The sequence below is a fragment of the Haloactinopolyspora sp. genome, assembly GCF_027324685.1.
Classification (GTDB): domain Bacteria; phylum Actinomycetota; class Actinomycetes; order Jiangellales; family Jiangellaceae; genus Haloactinopolyspora.
This window is the reverse complement of sequence record NZ_DAHVSH010000144.1, coordinates 1-18,846: the sequence shown is the minus strand read 5'-3', so window position 1 is coordinate 18,846 and position 18,846 is coordinate 1. Positions and strand designations below refer to the sequence as shown.

The following is an 18,846-nucleotide window of genomic DNA, read 5'->3' as shown; positions in this document are numbered from 1 at the left end:
CGTCAGCGCCACCGATCCGTGGCGGCGAGCAGGACACCGGCGGCCACGGTTCCCGCGGTCGACGTGCGCAGCACCGTCGGCCCCAACCGGACGGTGACGGCGCCGGCCTCCTCCAGAATCTCGATCTCCTCCGGCGTGACGCCGCCTTCGGGTCCCACGACGATGACGACCTCGCCGGCTGCCGGTACGTCCAGCTCGCCGATCCGGCCACCGGCCTCTTCATGCAGGACGACGCCCAGCGAGGCGCCGCGGACGAGATCGGCGAGCTCGTTCGTCGTCACGGGGGCGGTCACGTCCGGCAGCCAGGCGCGCCTGGCCTGCTTCGCCGCTTCGCGCGCAGTGGAGCGCCAGCGCCGTAGCGCCTTGTCGCCGCGTTCGCCCTTCCAGCGCACCATGCAGCGGGCGGCCGACCACGGGACGATCGTGTCGACGCCGACCTCGGTCATCGTCTCCACGGCCGTCTCACCGCGGTCCTGTTTGGGTAGGGCCTGGGCCACGACGATGCGAGGCTGCGGCGCCGGAACGTCGATACGGTCGGTGACCTCGCAGGTGATGCCGTGCTTGTCGGCAGCAACGACGCGGCAGCGCGCCAGGTGGCCGGTGCCGTCGGTCAAATCGACAGTCTCGCCTGCGGTGATGCGGCGTACGACCGCGGCGTGGCGGCCCTCGTCGCCGGCCAAGACGATCCGCTCGCAGGTGCGAAACGCCTCGGGGTCGGCGTCGGCGAGGAACAGCGGGGCGGTCATGCGTGGCCGGCCGTCATGCTCGGCAGGAGGACCGGGTCAGTTGAGGCCCTCTTTGAAGGCGTCGCGGATCCGGGAGAAGAAGTTTCCATTGGACTCCCCCGACACCGGTCCCGGCACCGACTCTTCGTTGCGCAGCGCCGCCAGTTCGCGCAGCAACTCCTCTTGGCGGTGGTCGAGCTTGGTCGGCGTCTGGACGTCGAGGCGGACGATGAGATCGCCGCGGCCCGTACCGCGCAACTTCGGCACGCCGCGGGCGCTGAGCCGGACCTCCTCGCCGTGCTGCGCCCCGGGCCGGATCTCGATGGTGGCCGGGCCGTCGAACGTCTCGAGCTCCACCGAGGTTCCCAGTGCCGCGGCCGTCATCGGCACCGGCAACGTGCACCGCAAGTCGTCGCCGTCGCGGGTGAAGATCGGGTGCGGGGTGACGGTCACCTCGACGTAGAGGTCACCGGCTGGTCCCCCACCAGGACCGACCTCGCCCTGCCCGGCCAGCTGGATGCGGGTGCCGCTGTCGACACCGGCCGGGATCTTGATGGTGAGCTTGCGCCGGGTACGCACCCGGCCGTCGCCGGAGCACTCGACACAAGGGTTCGGGTTGATCGACCCGAAGCCATGGCACTGCGGGCACGGCCGGGTGGTCATGACCTGGCCGAGGAACGAGCGCTGCACCTGGCTGACCTCACCTTGGCCCCGGCAGGTGGGGCAGGTGGCCAATGCGGCGCCGTCGGCGGTCCCGCCGCCGTTGCAGACCGTACAGGTGACCGCGGTGTCGACCTGCAACTCCTTGGTGGCCCCGAACACCGCCTCGGACAGCTCGATCTTCAGCGGCACCAGCGCGTCCTGGCCGCGCCGCACCCGGCTACGCGGCCCGCGCGCCGTGGTGCCGCCGAAGAAGGCGTCCATGATGTCGGTGAACGAGAACGCACCGCCGAAGTTGCCGCCTGCCCCGCCGCCACTGGCCAGGGGGTCGGCGCCGAGGTCGTACATCTCGCGCTTCTGCGGATCGGTGAGCACTTCGTAGGCGGCGACCACCTGCTTGAAGCGCTCTTGGGTCTCAGGATCGGGATTGACGTCGGGGTGCAGCTGCCGCGCAAGCTTGCGATAGGCCTTCTTGATCTCGTCGTTCGAGGCATCCCTCGACACGCCGAGCACCTCGTAGTAGTCCGTGGTGGGCACCCTGTGATCTCCAACCATCCTGCGTTCTGCGCACTATCCTGCCGCGAGAATCTTGCTGACGTAACGGGCAACAGCGCCGACCGCTGCGATAGTCCCCGGGTAGTCCATTCGTGTCGGACCGACGACGCCCATGCTCGCCAACGCCTGCTCGTCCGGACCGTACCCGGTGGTCACGATGGACGTGGCCGACAGCCCCTGCAGTGCGTTCTCGTGCCCGATACGGACCCGCAGGGTGGGACTCGTCGCCTCACCGAGCAGGCGCAACAAGACGACATGTTCTTCCAGCGCCGACAACAAGGACTCGAGCTCATGGTCGAACTCGTGCCCGTAACGGGCCAGGTTACCCGTGCCGGCGACGGCGAGGCGATCTTCGTGCCGCTCGACGAGCGTCTCGAGCAGGGTGGCGGTGATGGCGACCACGAGGGGGCGCTCGTCCGGGTCGAACTGCTCGGACAGGTCGGCCACCCGGGACTCCACGGCACTGAAGTCCTGCCCCGCCACGAGTGCGTTCATCCGCGCGCGCAGATCGCCCAGGAACCGATCGTCGGGATCGGCGGGCAGCTCCACGACTCGCTGCTCGACTCGCCCGCCTTCGGTGATCAGCACGACCAGCACACGTTGCGGTGCGATGGCGACCAGTTCGACGTGCCGGACCGACGAACGCGTCAGCGACGGATACTGCACGATCGCGGCCTGCCTGGTCAGCTGGGCCAGCAACCGCACGGTACGCGAGACGACGTCGTCGAGGTCCACGGCGCCGTCGAGGAACGTCTGGATGGCACGGCGCTCCGCGACCGACAGCGGCTTGACGGTGGAGAGCTTGTCGACGAACAGGCGATAGCCCTTGTCGGTGGGGATACGGCCCGCGCTGGTGTGCGGCTGGGTGATGTACCCCTCGTCCTCGAGTACGGCCATGTCGTTGCGGATGGTGGCGGGGGACACACCGAGCTGGTGTCGATCGGCCAGCGCCTTCGAGCCGACGGGTTCCTGGGTGGCAACGTAGTCCTCGACGATCGCCCGAAGGACGTCGAGTTTGCGGTCATCAACGCTCAACCGCCTCACACCTCCTGCCGGGGACAGCTGAACTCTGGCACTCGACACTGCTAAGTGCCAAGTCTACGCGGTCGGGTCATCGGTGGTCACGCACGTGATGACCGCCGCCGCGGTGCGCATCGCTGCGCCGCATGCGGACATCGGACGGACTCCGGCGATACGACCACGTCCTCACTGTGACTCAGCTCACATTACGTGCCGGAAATTCCGGGGACCGAGTCCCCGTTAGTTCTCTGTGACCCTGAAACCGGGGAGCCACTCCCCGGTTCGTCCCACGTCGTCGAAGGAGCTCCGATGGACGGAGCAGCAACGGTGCCCCGGCTGAACCGGCTGCGGGTGGATGCGTCCCGCAATCGTGAGCGGATCATCGCCGCCGCGCGGGAGGCGTTCGTCGAGATCGGCCCGGACGTGCCGTTGGACACCATCGCCAGTCGCGCGGGCGTGGGCAACGCGACCCTCTACCGGCACTTCGCCGACCGTTGGGAGCTCGCCCATCAGGTCGCGGTCCAATCAATGACGCGCATCGCCGAGCAAGCTGAAGCGGCAGCGCACAGCGAGCCGGACCCGTTCGAGGCGCTGAGACACTTCATCCACGCCGCCGTCGACGAACGAGTCGGATCGCTCACGTCGTTGTTCTGCAAAGGGTTCGACAAGTCCGCGCCCGATGTCGTCGCGGCACGCGAGCGACTCGAGTCCGCAGTCGAACGCCTGATGGACGACGCCCGCGCATCGGGACAACTACGACCTGACGTCGCCCTCGGCGACGTGATGACCGCGCTGACGCAGCTCAGCAGGCCGATTCCAGGCTCGGACTGCGCCTATTTCGACCGGTTCACGCGCCGGCACCTGCAGTTGTTCATCGACGGCCTACACACCCCGATCCGGTCGACGCTGCCCGGATCCGCCGCCACGCTCGAGGCCCTCGAGCACCACGAGGCCTGACCACGAGGCCCCTGACCAGAACCAACGAGTCCAGTACGACGCCACAACCGAACCGACTTTGAATGGCTGGCCTTCGTCATGTCTGAAACTCCATCCCAGCTGCCGGATACTGCATCCCGGCCTGATCCCCGGCGCTGGAGAGCACTCGCCTTCATCGCCATCGCGCAGTTGATGGTCGTGCTCGATGCGACCATCGTCAACATCGCCTTGCCCTCCGCCCAAGCCGACCTCGGTATCTCTGACGGCAACCGGCAATGGGTCATCACGGCCTACGCGCTGGCCTTCGGCGGCCTCCTCCTACTCGGCGGGCGCGTGGCCGACATGTGGGGCCGCAAGCGCACGTTCCTCACCGGCCTGGTCGGCTTCGCTGCTGCCTCCACTCTGGGCGGCGCTGCGGTCAACGAAGCGATGATGTTCGGCTCGCGCGCCCTGCAAGGGGTGTTCGGCGCTCTGCTCGCGCCGGCCGCCTTGTCCTTGCTGGCGGTGATGTTCACCGACGGCAGGGAACGCGCCAAGGCGTTCGGCATCTTCGGCGCCATCGCCGGCGGCGGGGCTGCCCTGGGTCTCATCCTCGGCGGCCTGCTCACCGAGTACCTCGATTGGCGCTGGGTGTTCTTCGTCAACATCCCGATCGCGGCGTTCGCCTTCTTCGGCGCTGCCGCCCAGGTCTACGACCCGGCCGGCAGCAAGAACCGATCGCCGCTGGACCTGCCCGGCGCCCTGCTCGGCACGCTCGGCCTGGTGTCGCTGGTGTACGGCTTCACCCGCGCCGAGTCGCACGGGTGGTCGGAGACCACGACCATCGGCCTGTTCGTCCTGACAGCCGTCCTGTTGGCGACGTTCGTGCTCGTCGAACGGAAGGTGGCCGCGCCGCTGCTGCCGCTGCGCGTCGTGCTCGACCGCAACCGTGGCGGCGTCTACCTGGCGCTGGGGCTGGCGACCATCGCCATGTTCGGCCTGTTCCTGTTCCTGACGTACTACTTGCAGATCGTCAAGGGCTACAGCCCGGTGCGCTCCGGGTTCGCCTTCCTGCCGATGGTGGCGGGCATGGTGACCGGCTCGACGCAGATCGGTGCACGGCTCATCACCCGTGTCCCGGCGCGCTACATCATGACGCCAGGGTTGCTGGTCGCCGCCAGCGGCATGCTGATCCTGACACAGATGCAGCCGGACAGTTCGTACGTCGGTTTGCTGCTGCCAGCCCAGATCCTGTTGGGCCTGGGCCTCGGCTCGACGTTCATGCCCGCCATGAGCCTGGCCACCTACGGCGTGCAGCCACGCGACTCCGGCATCGCCTCGGCGATGATCAACACCTCGCAGCAGGTGGGCGGCGCGATCGGAACGGCGCTGCTCAACACGATCGCTGCCAGCGCCACGTCGGCCTACATCGCGGCGAACCTCGCCGGCGCGGCCTCCCCCGAGCTGGTTCAGCTCCAGGGCATGGTCGAGGGCTACACGTCCGCGCTGTGGTGGGCGGTCGGCATCCTGGTCGGCGCCGCTACTGCCGCGTTCACGCTGGTCAACGCCGGAACACATAACTCCGGCACTGCCCTCGTCACCGGCGACGAAGGCGAGGCGGCCCCGGTCATGGCGCACTGACCTCGCGATCTCGCATCCCCTGCCAGCGGGCCGGTCGCTGCCACCTGGTGTCAGCGCCCGGCCCGTACACGTGTCGCTGCCGGACGGTGGCTGCCGCACCGAGTACGGTCGCCGATCGTGAGCAGTTTTTCCGACCGCTACGGCCGCGACGTCCTCACCAACTCTCCGCATCCGAAACGCCGGGCGAGTACCGAACAGCCCGTCGAGATCGGCCTCGTCGTCGAAGACGTGCAGACCGGTTTCTGCGGCGCCGTCGTCGACTACGACAAGCACGGCGTCACCCTCGAAGATCGCCACGGGAAGGTGCGCAGCTTTCCACTCGGCCCCGGCTTCTGGATCGACGGCAAGCCCGTCGCCCTGGTGCGCCCCACCACAACGGCGGCGAAGAAGCCGGCACGCAGCGCATCGGGATCGATCGCCGTGCTCGACCACCGCGCCCGCACGGCCCGCGAAAGCCGCATCTACGTCGAGGGCAAGCACGACGCCCAGCTGGTGGAGAAGGTGTGGGGCCACGACCTGCGGGTCGAAGGCGTCGTCGTCGAGGAGCTGGGGGGCGCCGACGATCTCGCGGCGATCGTCGCGGACTTCGCTCCGGCACCGCACCGCCGTCTGGGCGTCATGCTCGATCACCTGGTGACCGGGTCCAAGGAGACGCGTCTTGCCCAGCAGGTCGCCGACGCGCCAGGCGCCGAGCACGTCCTCGTCCTCGGGCATCCCTACGTCGACGTGTGGCAGGCGGTGCGCCCGTCCGCCGTGGGCCTGACCGCCTGGCCCGACGTGCCCAAAGGGGTGCCATGGAAGGAGGGCGTCGTCGAGCGGCTCGGGTGGAACGTCGAAACCTGGGAGGCGTGGGAACGCATCCTCGGCTGCGTACGCACGTACGCCGATCTGGAACCGGCGTTCCTGGGCCGGGTGGAGGAGCTGATCGATTTCGTCACCGCGCCCGGCTCCCAATGATCACCAGGCCCATGGTTGGTTGGTTTCAGGCGCTATGACGCCCAAAACCAACCAATCATCACGCGCCTGCCGTACGGCGGCTTGCGTCAACTGACGAGGTCGCGAACGACGGCGTCGGCGAGCAACCGGCCACGGCGCGTCAGCACCAGGCGGCCGCGGTCGAACGCGTCGGGCACGCCGAGGCCGTCGTCCACCGCGCGGCGAGCTGCCGCCCGGCCCTCGGCGTCGAGAACATCGAGGTCGAGCCCGTCGACGTGGCGCACCTCGAGCAGGACGCGCTCGGTGCGCCGGGTCGACGTGTCCAGGACCTCTCGCGCCTGAGCCGGGCTCGTGCCCGCGGCCAGCCGGGCCGCCCACGGCGCGGGGTGCTTGACGTTCCACCAGCGGGTGCCGCCTACGTGGCTGTGCGCGCCCGGCCCGACACCCCACCAGTCTCCGCCGGTCCAGTACAACTCGTTGTGCGCGCATCGCGCTGCCGGTGAAGTCGCCCAGTTGGACAGCTCGTACCACGTGAAGCCCGCAGCGCCGAGGACGTCATCGGCCAGTTCGTACTTGTCGGCTTGATCGTCGTCGTCGGGCATGGGCAGCTCACCGCGCCGGATCCGAGCGGCCAGCGCGGTGCCCTCCTCGACGATCAGGGCGTAGGCACTGATGTGGTCCGGGCCGGCGGCCACCGCCGCGTCGAGGCTGGCGCGCCAATCGTCGATGCTCTCCCCCGGCGTGCCGTAGATGAGGTCAAGGCTCACATGCTCGAAACCGGCCTCCCGCGCCTCGGCCACTGCCTCGGTCGCACGCCCTGGGGTGTGGACGCGGTCGAGGACGGCGAGCACGTGCGGGCGGGCGCTCTGCATGCCCAGCGACACGCGCGTGAAGCCCGCCGCTCGCAGCGCGCTCAGCGACGCCGGCGTCACCGACTCCGGATTTGCCTCGGTGGTGATCTCGGCGTCCTCGCTCAAACCGAACTCGCCGTCGATGACGTCAAGGACCCGGGCCAGATCGCCCGGCGGCAGCAAGCTCGGCGTCCCACCGCCGACGAACACCGTCGACACGGTGATGTCGGCGCCGCCGAGGACACGGCGGGCGAGCCGGAGCTCAGCGATCGCGCCGTCGGCCCAGCTCGATCTGGACGCTCCGGGCGCGGGGCCGAGCTCGTCCGCGGTGTAGGTGTTGAAGTCGCAGTAGCCACACCTGGTCACGCAGAACGGCACGTGCAGGTAGACGCCGAACGGACGGGTGCCCACCCCCTCCAGCGACGCGGGCGGCAACGACCCGTCGGCGGGCGCGGGCGATCCCTCGGGCAACGTCGATGGCACCTGCCCATTGTCCCCTCCGGGCCGAACCTGCTGCACCCGGCGGTGGGGGCACGAGGCAGTCCCCCCGGCTACGACGTGTACATGCTGTCCAGGACGTCCATGTACTTCTTCTCCACGGCCTTGCGCTTGACCTTGAGGCTGGGCGTCAGGTCGCCGGACTCCACGGACAAGTCGGTGGAGAGGATCTGGAACTTCTTGATGGTCTCCCACCGCTCGAGCCGCGCGTTGAGCTGGTCGACCTCGCCCTGGATGAGCTCGTGGACGGCCTCGGACCGAGTCAACTCCTCATACGACAGGCCGCCCATCCCGTTGCGGGTGGCCCAGTCGCGGATGGCCTCCGGATCGAGCGTGATGAGGGCGGTGCAGTAGTTGCGGGTGTCGCCGTGCACGACGATCTGGCTGGCGTACAAGCTGACCGCCTTGAAGATCACCTCGATCTCCTGCGGAGCGACGTACTTGCCGCCGGAGGTCTTGATGAGGTCCTTCTTGCGGTCGGTGACCCGCACGTATCCGTCGACCAGCTCGCCGATGTCGCCGGTGTGGAACCAGCCGTCGTCACCGAGCACCTCGGCGGTGAGATCGGGACGACCGTGATAACCGCGCATCACGCCCGGCCCCTTGAACAGGATCTCGCCGTCGTCGGCGATCGACACCTGCATACCGGGCACGGGTGGTCCTACCGTGCCGAACCGGCAGTCGTGCGGCAGGTTCACACACGTGGCCGCGCTGGTCTCGGTGAGGCCGTAGCCCTCCAGGATCAGCAGCCCGGCGGCGTGGAACCATTCGGCGACCTCACGCGACAGAGCCGCGGCGCCACTGACGAAGAACCGGATCCGCCCGCCCATGCGTGCCTTGATCTTGCTGAACACGAGACGGTCGGCCAGGAAGTACTGCGCAGCCAGCAGGCCGCCCGGTTCACGCCCGGCCTGCTTGAGCTCGGAGACCTTGGCGCCGACACCGAAAGCCCAGTCGAAGATCTTCTCTTTGACTCCGCCCTCGTCCCGGACGCCGGTGATCACCTTGGCCCGGACCTTCTCGAAGATCCGGGGCGCTCCGGCCATGAACGTCGGCTGCACCGTGCCGAGGTTGTCGACGATCCGGTCGAGGTTGCCGTCGACGGCCGTCGTGAAGCCGATACGCAGCTGGATCGCTTCGAGCGCCTTGCCGAACGAGTGCGACAGCGGCAGCCAGAGGTACTGCACGTCGTCGATACCGAGGATGCCGAGCTCGTCGATCGCGACGCCCTCGAACGTCCAGTTGTCGTTGACCAGCCGGACGCCCTTGGGACGGCCGGTGGTGCCGGAGGTGTAGATGAGCGTGGCGAGGGTCTCGGGGCCTACGCCGGCCAGGGCGTCGTCGACCGCGCTCGGGCGCTCGGCCAGCAGCTCGCGACCGAGTCGCTCGAGGTCGTCGAAGCCGATGACGAAGTCACCGTCGGCGGCGCCGTCGAACACGACGATCTTCGTCACGGTGCTCGACGCCGAGCGGTGCTCGACGATCTTGGCCACCTGTTCGTCGTTCTCGGCGAACACGATCCGCGCCTCGGAGTCGTCCAGGATGTAGGTGACGTCCTCAGGGGTCGTCGCGGGGTAGATCGTGGTGGTCGCCGCACCCACGGCGTTGATGGCCAGGTCGGCGAGGATCCATTCGATCCGCGTCGACGACGCCAGCGCGACCCGCTGCTCGTGCTCGATGCCCAGGGACAGCAGACCGGCACCCAACGCCCACACGCGGTCCTTCGTCTGCGCCCAGGTCAGGGTCGACCAGCCGGATCCGTCGGGGTAGCGGTACGCCTCGCGGTCGGGCGTCGCCGCGACCCGGTCGGCGAACATCCGCCCGATGGAGGCCGGACGATTCGCGACCTGATCGGCCTTGTCAGTGGTGCCGACGCTCATGCATCCTCCCAAACTCACCGAACGGTGGACCGCCGGTTCACAGCCAGGTGGGAGGAAGGTTACGACCTGGTAGCTCCCAACGACAGCCCGCGCGGCGAACATGTTGCCGAAATATGCCCGACAAGCGTTGCCTCCACCGTATCCGACCAAGGCCTTCGCCTCGGGCCTTGCAGTGTCAGCGACGCCCATCCAGCGGATGATCACGAACACGGGGCGCGTCGCGTGGGCCGAGGCGATCACCGTCGGGTAGAACTGACAGCATGAACCGCACCGCCGTGGACTCACACGAGAACTGGCTCGACCCCGAAGATCTCGAGTTCGCCCGGCGACGATTGCCCATCCTCTACGTCAACGCGGTGCCCACCCGCGTCGACGACACCGGGGTCGTGACGTCGGTCGGCCTGCTCCTGCGCGCCACGCCACAAGGTGAGATCCGCCGCGAGCTCGTCGCGGGCCGGGTGATGCACCACGAACGCATTCGCGACGCACTGCAACGCCACATCGAGAAAGACCTCGGCCCGCACGCCCTGCCCCAGATCCCGGCTTCTCCCCTGCCGTTCACCGTCGCGGAGTACTTCCCCACGCCGGGGGTCACGGCGTACCACGATCCACGGCAGCACGCGGTGGCGCTCGCGTTCATCATCCCGGTCGCCGGCGACTGCGCACCCCGCCAGGACGCTCTCGACTTGGCGTGGCTGCCGCCCGCGGAGGCCGCGGACGACGCCCTGCAGAAAGAGATGCTCGGCGGGCACGGCATCCTGCTGCGCCACGCACTGGCTCACCTCGGCTTCCCGCCGGCGCCCTGACCGCACAGCAAACGGGACTTACTTCTTCGTCGTCTGTCCCCCGGCGGCGTCGGACGACAAGGCGGCGATGAACGCCTCCTGGGGCACTTCCACCCGCCCGACCATCTTCATCCGCCGCTTGCCTTCCTTCTGCTTCTCCAGCAGCTTGCGCTTGCGCGAGATGTCACCGCCGTAACACTTGGCCAGCACATCCTTACGGATCGCGCGGATGTTCTCGCGAGCGATGATCCGTGACCCGATGGCCGCCTGAATCGGCACCTCGAACTGCTGGCGCGGGATGAGTTCCTTGAGCTTCGCGGCCATCGCCACGCCGTAGTCGTACGCCTTGTCTTTGTGCACGATCGCGCTGAAGGCGTCGACCGGGTCACCGTGCAGCAGCACGTCGACCTTGACGAGATCGGCCTCCTGCTCTCCGGCGGGCTCGTAATCGAGGCTGGCGTAGCCACGGGTACGCGACTTCAGCGCGTCGAAGAAGTCGAACACGATCTCGGCCAGGGGCAACACGTAGCGCAATTCCACGCGGTCCTCGGACAGGTAGTCCATGCCGAGCATCGACCCGCGCCGCGACTGGCACAACTCCATGATCGCGCCGACGAACTCGCTGGGCGCCAGCAGCGTCGCTCGTACGATGGGTTCGCGGACCGTGGCGATCTTGCCGGTGGGGAACTCGCTCGGGTTGGTGACGGTGGCCTCGGTACCGTCTTCCATGGTCACCTGGTAGACGACGTTCGGAGCGGTCGAGACGAGGTCGAGATTGAACTCGCGCTCGAGTCGCTCGCGCACGATCTCCAGGTGCAGCAGACCCAGGAAGCCGCACCGGAACCCGAACCCCAACGCACCGGAGGTTTCGGGCTCGTAGACCAGCGCGGCGTCGTTGAGCTTCAACTTGTCCAGCGCCTCGCGCAAGTCCGGGTAGTCCGAGCCGTCCAGCGGGTAGAGCCCGGAGAACACCATCGGCTTGGGCTCGCGGTACCCGGGCAGGGGATCGGTGGCCGGCGCGCCGGCGAGGGTGACGGTGTCACCCACCTTGGACTGGCGCACGTCCTTGACCCCGGTGATGAGATAGCCGACCTCGCCGACGCCGAGGCCGTCGGCCGGGTTCATGTCCGGCGCGATGACGCCGATCTCCAGAAGTTCGTGGGTGGCCTTGGTGGACAGCATCAGGATGCGCTCTCGCGGCGCCAGCGCACCGTCGATCACCCGCACGTAGGTGACCACGCCGCGGTAGGTGTCGTAGACGCTGTCGAAGATCATCGCCCGGGCCGGGGCATCGGCGTCGCCCGTGGGCGCCGGGACCTCGGCGACGATCCGCTCGAGCAGGTCGAGCACACCCTCGCCGGTCTTGCCGCTGACCCTGAGGACGTCGTCGGGCGAACCGCCGATCAGGTGGGCGATCTCGGCCGCGTACTTCTCCGGCTGCGCCGCCGGCAGGTCGATCTTGTTCAGGACCGGGATGATGTGCAGGTCGTGCTCGAGCGCCAGGTACAGATTGGCCAGCGTCTGCGCCTCGATGCCCTGAGCGGCGTCGACCAGCAAGACCGCGCCCTCGCAGGCGGCCAGACTGCGGCTGACCTCATACGAGAAGTCGACGTGCCCGGGGGTGTCGATGAGGTTGAGCACGTACGTGGTGCCCGCGCGGTCGCCGGCCTGCGACGTGAACGGCAGCCGGACCGCCTGGCTCTTGATGGTGATGCCGCGCTCGCGCTCGATGTCCATGCGGTCCAAGAACTGCGCCCGCATGGTGCGGTCGTCCACCACGCCGGTCAGCTGCAGCATCCGGTCGGCCAGCGTCGACTTGCCATGATCGATGTGGGCGATGATGCAGAAATTGCGCAGCAACTCCGGCGGCGTGGCCGATGGAGGGGGTGCGTTCACACTGACTGGCACGCAGCGTCCTCGAGGCTTCCTGGTCGGCGGGTCATCGGTGGGCGGCGACAGCGACTCGCCCAGTGGGATCCATCATCCCATGCCCGGCGGTCATGCTCACAGTTGCGGCGCCGCGTCATGACATCGGGGCTGGCGTCTGCGCATCGAAACGGCCATAGTGTGACGCGCTGAATCGTTCGCGCCATGGCCAGTGTCCCAGGAGTACTGATGCCCCGCCCGTCCGTCGTCGCCCTCGGCGCCGCGTGCGTCTTGTCCGTGCTCGCGTGGTCGATCCCGGCGGCGGCCAGTGACGCGGCTCAACGAGCGGGCGAGGAGCACATCGCTGTGCGGCACTGGACCGACGCCGCCGACTGGGCCGCCGGCACCTCCGACGGCTTGTGGCCCCTGCCCGGACAGCCCGCCGGTGTGATGATCAGCAGCCCGGCCGGCACCGCCGACTTCACCGATCCGAACACCGGGCAGACCACCACGTGGGAGTACTCCACGTGGACCTCGCCATACACCGAACTCGACTTCGCCGCGACCGAGATCGTGCCCTCGTGGAACGCCTCCACACCGCACGGCACCTGGATCTCGGTCGAGCTTCGCGCCACCTACACCAACGGCGACCAGTCACCGTGGTTCGCGATGGGCCACTGGGCCGCCGGCGACACCACCATCGACCGCACCACCGTCGAAGACCAATCCGACGGAACGTCCAGCGTGCTGACCGATACGCTCGCCGTCGACGATCCCGGCGCCGGCATCCTCATCCGCGGCTACGAGCTGCGCCTGACGTTGCGCCGCGCACCAGGGTCGCTGTCCACACCGCGGGCCTGGTCGATCGGTGCGATGGCCTCGCACGTTCCCGAGCGATTCGACGTCGAACCCAGCGCCGGCGGAATCGCCTGGGGCACCGAGCTCGACGTCCCACGCCGTTCGCAGAACATCCACAGCGGCAACTATCCGGAGTACGGCGGCGGCGGTGAGGTGTGGTGCAGCCCCACTTCCACGACGATGGTCATGGAGTACTTCGGCATCGGGCCTTCCCGCGACGACATGGACTGGATCGAGCCCGGCTACACCGACCCGCAGGTCGCGCATGCGGCTCGGATGACCTGGGACTACGCCTACCAGGGTGCCGGCAACTGGCCGTTCAACACCGCGTACGCGGCGTCGTTCACCGGGCTGGAAGCCTTCGTCACGCGGCTGCACTCCCTCGACGACCTCGAGCGGCTCATCGCCGCGGGGATCCCCGTGGTGACCTCACAGTCGTTCCAGCCGAGCGAGTTGGACGGCGCCGGTTACGGAACCGCGGGGCACCTGTTCGTCGTCGTCGGGTTCACCGAGGACGGCGACGTCGTGGTCAACGACCCCGCGTCGAGCTCGAACGAAGCGGTACGCCGGGTGTATCCGCGCGAGCAGTTCGAGCAGGTCTGGCTGCGCACCAAGCGGCATCTCGCCGACGGCTCCGTGGCCGGCGGATCCGGCGGCATCGCCTACATCATCCACCCGTACGACGTCCCGCTGCCCGATGGCGGCGACGGGTCATGGTGACCTCGTGGTCGGCGGTCGACAAGCGGCGGCGACGGCAGGTGCGCGACGTGGTCGACCTGACCGCCGAATTGGCTGGTGAACCGTAGCACTGGTAGTCTTGGCGGTCGCGTGTTCACCCGCCCTCTTGACCTGTCCAACCAAACCGAAGGCACACGTTCGTGGCGAACATCAAGTCCCAGAAAAAGCGCATTCTCACCAACGAGAAGGCCCGCCTGCGCAACAAGGCGGTCAAGTCCGAGGTGAAGACCGCCATCCGGCGGTTCCATGAAGCAGCCGACGCCGGTGACGTCGACCAGGCGCAGGCCTTGGCTCGCAACGCGGCTCGCAAGCTCGACAAGGCGTCGTCCAAGGGCGTCATTCACAAGAACCAGGCGGCCAACCGTAAGTCGGCCGTCACGAAGCGCGCCGCCTCGCTCTGAGCTGAATCGTCTGTCGGCGCCGTGTCCAGGGTGGACGCGGCGCCGTTCGTCATGCTCTGGCTGCCGCGCCCTGTTCCGCGCGGGCCGAGCCGATGTGCACCAGCGCCGTGGTCAACGCCAGCGTCGGGTCGTTGCCACCGCCCTTGACAGCGAGATCGGCCTCAGCCACGGCACGGATGGCGTGAGCCAGCCCGGCCGGGGTCCAGCCGCGCAATTGTCCGCGCAGGATCCGCACCTTCCAGGGCGGAACGCCGAGATCGCGGGCGACATCGGCGTCGCGCAACCCTCGCGGTGCACCGGCAAGCCGGGCCAGTGAACGCAGCGCCGTGGCCAGCGCCCCGGTGATCAGGACCGGGTCGGTACCAGTCTCGAGCGCCCAACGAAGCTGTTCGACGGCTTCGCCGGTCTTGCCCTCCACAGCGCGGTCGGCCACCACCCAGCCCTTCACCTCCGCACGCCCCTCGAAGTACATCGCGATGACTGAGCTGGAGACGACGCCGTCGGGGGCGTCGGAGGCCAACTGGGCCGCGGCCGACGCCAGCCCCCGCAGCTCGCCGCCGACGGCGTCGACCAGTTGGCGTGCGGCTTGCTCGTCGATTCGCCCGCCGGCGCGGCGGACTTCGGCCCGGACGAAGGCGACCTGGTCGTCAGGCCGAGTGATGCGATCAGCCGCGACCTCGTGCACCCCCGCTTTGCGCAGGGCCGTGAGCAGTTTCTTCCCCTTGACCCCACCCGGGTGGACGAGAACGACATGAATGCCGTCGGCCGGAGCTTTGACCTGGGCCACCAGGAGCTCGCCGACGGCGTCGGACACGTCTTGGACGTCCTGGACCACCAGAACACGGCTAGTGGCGAACAGCGACGGACTCAGATGCTCGGCCAGACCGCCGGGGGTCAGTTCGCTTCCGGCGGTGACGGAGACGTCGGCGTCGGCATCGGCCGCTCGTGCGGCCTTGACCACGGCACCGACGGCTCGTTCGGCGAGCAGCGTTTCGGGCCCGGCGACGAGCGTGACAGGGACCAGGGGGTCAGCGGACAGCGCAGCCATAACGAAGCACAGCATGGCATGCGGCTCCGACAACGACGTACGTGGATGTGCCGACACGCCGCTCACGGTGCGAGCGCCGCGTCCCGGGTCACCACGCCGAGCCCGGCCGGTCCGCGAACGACGGCCACCGCACCGTCGTGATCGGTGCGGAAGGTGCGCACGCCCCCGGCCCGGAGCGTATCGAGCACGGACGGCGCCGGATGGCCGTAGGCGTTGTCGTCGCCGACGCTGATCAGCGCGATTCGCGCATCGAGCCCGGTGAGCAGCCCGTGGTGCTGGTTCGGCGAGCCATGGTGCGCGACCTTCAGCACGTCCGTGCTCAGCCTCGGCTCCGAACGCATCAGGGCACGCTGCGCCGCAGGTTCGAGGTCGCCGGTCAGCAGAACGTCGACGCCGTCGACCTCGGCGTCGAGCACGACGCTGGCGTTGTTCGACACCGACTCCGGCGCGGAGATGAGCCGGCGCGGCCACAGCACTTCCAACGTGAGCTGATCACCCACCGCGATCCGCTGGCCCGGCTCAGCCGCTGACATCGGCACGCCAGCTTCGTCGAGGCGGCGCGTCACGTCAGCGGCGTTGTCCGCTGGCTCGCGCAGCGGCGAGACGAGCGCCCGGCCGACGTGGCGGCCGTCCAGCACGCCGCGTACGCCGCCGACATGATCGAGGTCGAAATGGCTGAGGACCAGCAGCGGAACGGTGTGTACGTCCAGCTCGTCGAGACAGCGCCGCACCGGCGCCGGTTCGCGGCCGGCGTCGACGACCACGGCGGTGTGCTCGCCTGCCCGCAAGACCACGGCATCGCCTTGCCCGACGTCGCAGGCCACCACCAGCCACTCCGGCGGTGGCCAGCCCGGCGACGGTAGGGCACGCAGCAGACCGACGGTCAGGGCCGCACCGGCCGCCAGCGACACGACGGGCCGGCGGAGCACCAGCGGCATCGCCGCGACCGCGACCAGGGCCAGTGTCACCGACGTCACGACGCCGGCGGCGCCGGGTACCCAGGGCATCGTGGCGCCGGGCCGCTCGGCGAACCAGTGCGCGAGCGTGGCGATCCACCAGGCCGGGATGCCGGCGACCCAGGCCGACCACGCCGCCACCGTAGGCGCGAGCGGACTGATCGCGGCTGCGACGACGCCGAAGATCGTCGCCGGCGCCACAGCCGGCGCGGCGAGCACGTTGGCCGGCAACGAGGCCAGGCTCAGTTCGCCGGACACCGCGAGAAGCATGGGTGTGCAGGCCACTTGCGCGGCCAACGGGACGACGATGGCCACCGCCAGCGGCCGGGGCAACCACCACATCGCGCGTTGCCAATGCGGCACCAGGGCGAGAATGCCCGCTGTCGCCAGCACGGACAATGCGAACCCGACGCTGCGTGCCAGCCACGGATCGATCAGGAGCAGAAGCGTCGCCGCCGCCGCGAGCGCGGGTAGGCCACGGCGGCGCCCGGCCACGGCCAACCCGACCACCGCGACGACTCCCATCGCGGCAGCTCGAAGCACGCTCGGGTCAGGACGCGCCAGAAGCACGAAGCCGACCACGGCGAGCAGGCCGACGACCGGCAGGGCGTAACTGCGCAGCCCCGACCAACGCGCCACGGCGAGCACCACGACCAAGACGATCGTGATGTTGGTGCCCGAGACCGCCGTGAGGTGGGTGAGACCCGCGGCCTTCATGTCCTGCCGTAGGTGATCGGTCATCAACGACTCGTCGCCGACGACGAGTCCCGGGATCAAGCCTCTGGCATCTGGGCCCAGGCCGGAGACGCTGGCTCGCAGGCCCGCCCGCAACGGTTCGGTCAGGCGCGACGCGGTGCTCGGCGCGCCGATGAGTTCAGGACCTGCTCGAGGCCGCAGGACCGCGGCGACGTCGGGGGCACGACCACGGCTGGGCTCCACGATGCCACCGGTCCGGATGCGCTGTCCCGGCAGCAACGCCGCCCAACTCGTCTCACCGGTGACGAACAGTACCGGCGAGCGAAGCTCGTAGGAGAGTGATCTGCCGGAGATCCGTTCGACCCGGATGCGGCCGACGACGTAGGTCTGCTCGTCGCCGGCTTCCATGGCCTCAGCGGCGGGTTTCGCCGCAACCCGGTGGCGCTCGACCGGGTCCCCTGTCAGGACACCCTCGATCTCGACGTACGCGCCGGCCTCGGCCAGGTCCGTGACCGGCCCGCCGTGCATCGGGGCCGCCCGCGAAGCACCGACGGCCAGGCCGGCCACCAGGCACAACCCCGCTACCGCGACCGCGCGGCGTCGTCCGGACGGCCGCATCCAGGCCACCGCCGCCACGGTCGTGACGGTGACGAACACGCCCACGGCTGCTGCGGCACCCCACGTACACGCGAGCCCGGTGAAGGTTCCAGCCCACAGCGCCAGCGCCACGGGCACGAGCCGCAGGTCGAGGCGGTCGCGAGGCGGTTCCGTGCGCGGCGCGCTCGCCACAGTGGAGCTCACACGGTCACGAGCCCGTCAAGGTCAGCGAGACGCTGCTCGCCGATGCCGGACACCTCGAGCAGTTCGTCGATGACGGTGAAGCGCCCGTTCTCGTCTCGCCAGTCGAGGATGCGCTGGGCCAGCGCCGGCCCGATGCCCGGCAGCGACTGGAGTTGCTCACTCGTGGCGGTGTTGAGATTCACCGGGACGCCGGCTGCGTTTCCGGCGGCCGGATCGCCGCCGTCGTTCGTCGGTGGCTCCGGTGGTGGCGCCGGTGGCTGCCCGGGCGGCGGTTCACCCGTGACCACGACCTGCTCACCGTCGGTGAGCACCCTGGCGAGATTGATCGGCGTGAGATCGGCTTCGTCGGTGGCACCACCTGCGGCACGGACAGCGTCGATGACCCGTGAGCCCGCGGGTAACTCGACGACCCCCGGCTTCGCGACCAGTCCGGCGACGTGGACGATCATCGGCTCAGCCGCGGTGGGTGACGTCGCCGGGGCCGGGTCGACAGCTGCAGCCGTGGCCGGCGGCTCACCGGTGGGCTGAGCCGATGGCTCGATGGGTGTTCCGCTCGACTCGACCGTGGCCGCGATCGGTTCGATGGTCGGCCGGCCGAGCCCGAACAGGATCACCGCCCCGGCGACACCGAGTAGTACGACCAGCACCACGACGGCTACGTGAGCGCGATCCAGTCCGCCGCGAGCCGTACGCAGGGTCGGTGGAAGCCAGCCGTTAGGTTCGGATCGCGGCTCCGCTGCCGCTGGTGTAGCAGGCTCGGTGCGCGGTCCGGAGTGGTCGTCGTCCGCCCCGGAGCCGGTAGCCGACGTTCCGGTGACCCTGCGGATTCGCGCCCGCACCATGGCCGTCGCGTCGTCGTCGATCGTGGCATGGCGGGAGCGGTTCGGGCGCATGTCCGTGACGCTAGGCAGCCGCGGCTGCTCCCCTCCACCCCGCCGAGCGCAATTGTGGACAACCCACCCCGCCCAATTCGCCTGTGGACTCCCCGCCCCCGCGAGTCAAATGATCATGTTCAC

At 69.2% G+C, this 18,846-nt stretch carries 15 protein-coding genes; 6 read left to right on the top strand and 9 right to left on the bottom strand.

Annotation, left to right across the window (positions count from 1 at the left end; all coding sequences use genetic code 11):
• Nucleotides 1-2: 2 nt before the first annotated feature.
• From M6444_RS15735 to hrcA, 3 genes are read right to left on the bottom strand one after another with little or no spacing between them, the layout of a single operon-like run.
• Nucleotides 3-746, bottom strand: coding sequence for a 16S rRNA (uracil(1498)-N(3))-methyltransferase (locus M6444_RS15735; RefSeq protein WP_298329364.1), 744 nt, complete (start codon nt 744-746; stop codon nt 3-5).
• Nucleotides 747-782: 36 nt separating this feature from the next.
• Nucleotides 783-1,940 carry a molecular chaperone DnaJ gene (gene dnaJ / locus M6444_RS15730; RefSeq protein ID WP_363326394.1) on the bottom strand — a complete coding sequence of 386 codons (1,158 nt, stop codon included), beginning with the start codon at nt 1,938-1,940 and terminating at the stop codon, nt 783-785.
• Between the two features lie 15 nt (nt 1,941-1,955).
• Nucleotides 1,956-2,975: a heat-inducible transcriptional repressor HrcA gene (gene hrcA, locus M6444_RS15725; protein WP_298329355.1), complete on the bottom strand. Its 1,020-nt coding sequence runs from the start codon at nt 2,973-2,975 to the stop codon at nt 1,956-1,958.
• Nucleotides 2,976-3,269: 294 nt separating this feature from the next.
• Here hrcA and M6444_RS15720 point away from each other — a divergent pair, with 294 nt between their 5' ends.
• From M6444_RS15720 to M6444_RS15710, 3 genes are all read left to right on the top strand, one after another.
• A complete protein-coding gene (locus tag M6444_RS15720; RefSeq protein ID WP_298329352.1) occupies nt 3,270-3,917 on the top strand; it encodes a TetR/AcrR family transcriptional regulator in 648 nt (215 codons plus the stop codon).
• 78 nt (nt 3,918-3,995) lie between these two features.
• A complete protein-coding gene (locus M6444_RS15715) occupies nt 3,996-5,516 on the top strand; it encodes an MFS transporter (RefSeq protein ID WP_298329348.1) in 1,521 nt (506 codons plus the stop codon).
• Between the two features lie 114 nt (nt 5,517-5,630).
• Nucleotides 5,631-6,473, top strand: coding sequence for a DUF3097 domain-containing protein (locus M6444_RS15710; RefSeq protein ID WP_363326397.1), 843 nt, complete (start codon nt 5,631-5,633; stop codon nt 6,471-6,473).
• Nucleotides 6,474-6,559: 86 nt separating this feature from the next.
• On the opposite strand, the gene hemW is transcribed toward M6444_RS15710, so the two are convergent.
• Together hemW and M6444_RS15700 are read right to left on the bottom strand one after the other, a co-directional pair.
• On the bottom strand, nt 6,560-7,786 hold the full coding sequence (gene hemW / locus M6444_RS15705) for a radical SAM family heme chaperone HemW (RefSeq protein ID WP_298329342.1): 1,227 nt from the start codon (nt 7,784-7,786) through the stop codon (nt 6,560-6,562).
• A 68-nt stretch (nt 7,787-7,854) separates the two neighbouring features.
• Nucleotides 7,855-9,681, bottom strand: coding sequence for a long-chain fatty acid--CoA ligase (locus M6444_RS15700; protein WP_298329339.1), 1,827 nt, complete (start codon nt 9,679-9,681; stop codon nt 7,855-7,857).
• Nucleotides 9,682-9,941: 260 nt separating this feature from the next.
• On the opposite strand from M6444_RS15700, the gene M6444_RS15695 reads away from it, so the two are divergent.
• Complete coding sequence (locus M6444_RS15695; protein WP_298329336.1) at nt 9,942-10,487, top strand: NUDIX hydrolase family protein; 546 nt, start codon at nt 9,942-9,944, stop codon at nt 10,485-10,487.
• Nucleotides 10,488-10,505: 18 nt separating this feature from the next.
• On the opposite strand, the gene lepA is transcribed toward M6444_RS15695, so the two are convergent.
• Nucleotides 10,506-12,374: a translation elongation factor 4 gene (lepA, locus tag M6444_RS15690; RefSeq protein WP_298329334.1), complete on the bottom strand. Its 1,869-nt coding sequence runs from the start codon at nt 12,372-12,374 to the stop codon at nt 10,506-10,508.
• A 207-nt stretch (nt 12,375-12,581) separates the two neighbouring features.
• On the opposite strand from lepA, the gene M6444_RS15685 reads away from it, so the two are divergent.
• Together M6444_RS15685 and rpsT are read left to right on the top strand one after the other, a co-directional pair.
• Nucleotides 12,582-13,910 carry a C39 family peptidase gene (locus M6444_RS15685; RefSeq protein WP_298329331.1) on the top strand — a complete coding sequence of 443 codons (1,329 nt, stop codon included), beginning with the start codon at nt 12,582-12,584 and terminating at the stop codon, nt 13,908-13,910.
• 158 nt (nt 13,911-14,068) lie between these two features.
• Nucleotides 14,069-14,329, top strand: coding sequence for a 30S ribosomal protein S20 (rpsT, locus tag M6444_RS15680; RefSeq protein WP_298329329.1), 261 nt, complete (start codon nt 14,069-14,071; stop codon nt 14,327-14,329).
• A gap of 49 nt (nt 14,330-14,378) precedes the next feature.
• Here the strand turns inward: rpsT and holA are convergent, their stop codons facing one another.
• The 3 genes from holA to M6444_RS15665 all read right to left on the bottom strand — a co-directional run bounded on the left by holA (nt 14,379) and on the right by M6444_RS15665 (nt 18,723).
• Nucleotides 14,379-15,377 carry a DNA polymerase III subunit delta gene (holA, locus tag M6444_RS15675; RefSeq protein WP_363326396.1) on the bottom strand — a complete coding sequence of 333 codons (999 nt, stop codon included), beginning with the start codon at nt 15,375-15,377 and terminating at the stop codon, nt 14,379-14,381.
• Nucleotides 15,378-15,439: 62 nt separating this feature from the next.
• Complete coding sequence (locus M6444_RS15670; RefSeq protein ID WP_298329321.1) at nt 15,440-17,830, bottom strand: DNA internalization-related competence protein ComEC/Rec2; 2,391 nt, start codon at nt 17,828-17,830, stop codon at nt 15,440-15,442.
• Nucleotides 17,827-18,723 (bottom strand): helix-hairpin-helix domain-containing protein, encoded by an 897-nt coding sequence (locus M6444_RS15665; protein ID WP_298329319.1) that lies wholly within the window; start codon nt 18,721-18,723, stop codon nt 17,827-17,829. Before M6444_RS15665 ends, M6444_RS15670 begins: the two co-directional genes overlap by 4 nt.
• Nucleotides 18,724-18,846 lie beyond the last annotated feature (123 nt).

Excerpts from the sequence above, each read along its gene's own strand:
- M6444_RS15735 (WP_298329364.1), bottom strand. The coding sequence starts at position 746 with ATGACCGCCCCGCTGTTCCTCGCCGACGCCGACCCCGAGGCGTTTCGC.
- dnaJ (WP_363326394.1), bottom strand. The coding sequence starts at position 1,940 with ATGGTTGGAGATCACAGGGTGCCCACCACGGACTACTACGAGGTGCTC.
- M6444_RS15720 (WP_298329352.1), top strand. The coding sequence starts at position 3,270 with ATGGACGGAGCAGCAACGGTGCCCCGGCTGAACCGGCTGCGGGTGGAT.
- M6444_RS15715 (WP_298329348.1), top strand. The coding sequence starts at position 3,996 with ATGTCTGAAACTCCATCCCAGCTGCCGGATACTGCATCCCGGCCTGAT.
- M6444_RS15700 (WP_298329339.1), bottom strand. The coding sequence starts at position 9,681 with ATGAGCGTCGGCACCACTGACAAGGCCGATCAGGTCGCGAATCGTCCG.
- M6444_RS15695 (WP_298329336.1), top strand. The coding sequence starts at position 9,942 with ATGAACCGCACCGCCGTGGACTCACACGAGAACTGGCTCGACCCCGAA.
- M6444_RS15685 (WP_298329331.1), top strand. The coding sequence starts at position 12,582 with ATGCCCCGCCCGTCCGTCGTCGCCCTCGGCGCCGCGTGCGTCTTGTCC.
- holA (WP_363326396.1), bottom strand. The coding sequence starts at position 15,377 with ATGGCTGCGCTGTCCGCTGACCCCCTGGTCCCTGTCACGCTCGTCGCC.
- M6444_RS15665 (WP_298329319.1), bottom strand. The coding sequence starts at position 18,723 with ATGCGCCCGAACCGCTCCCGCCATGCCACGATCGACGACGACGCGACG.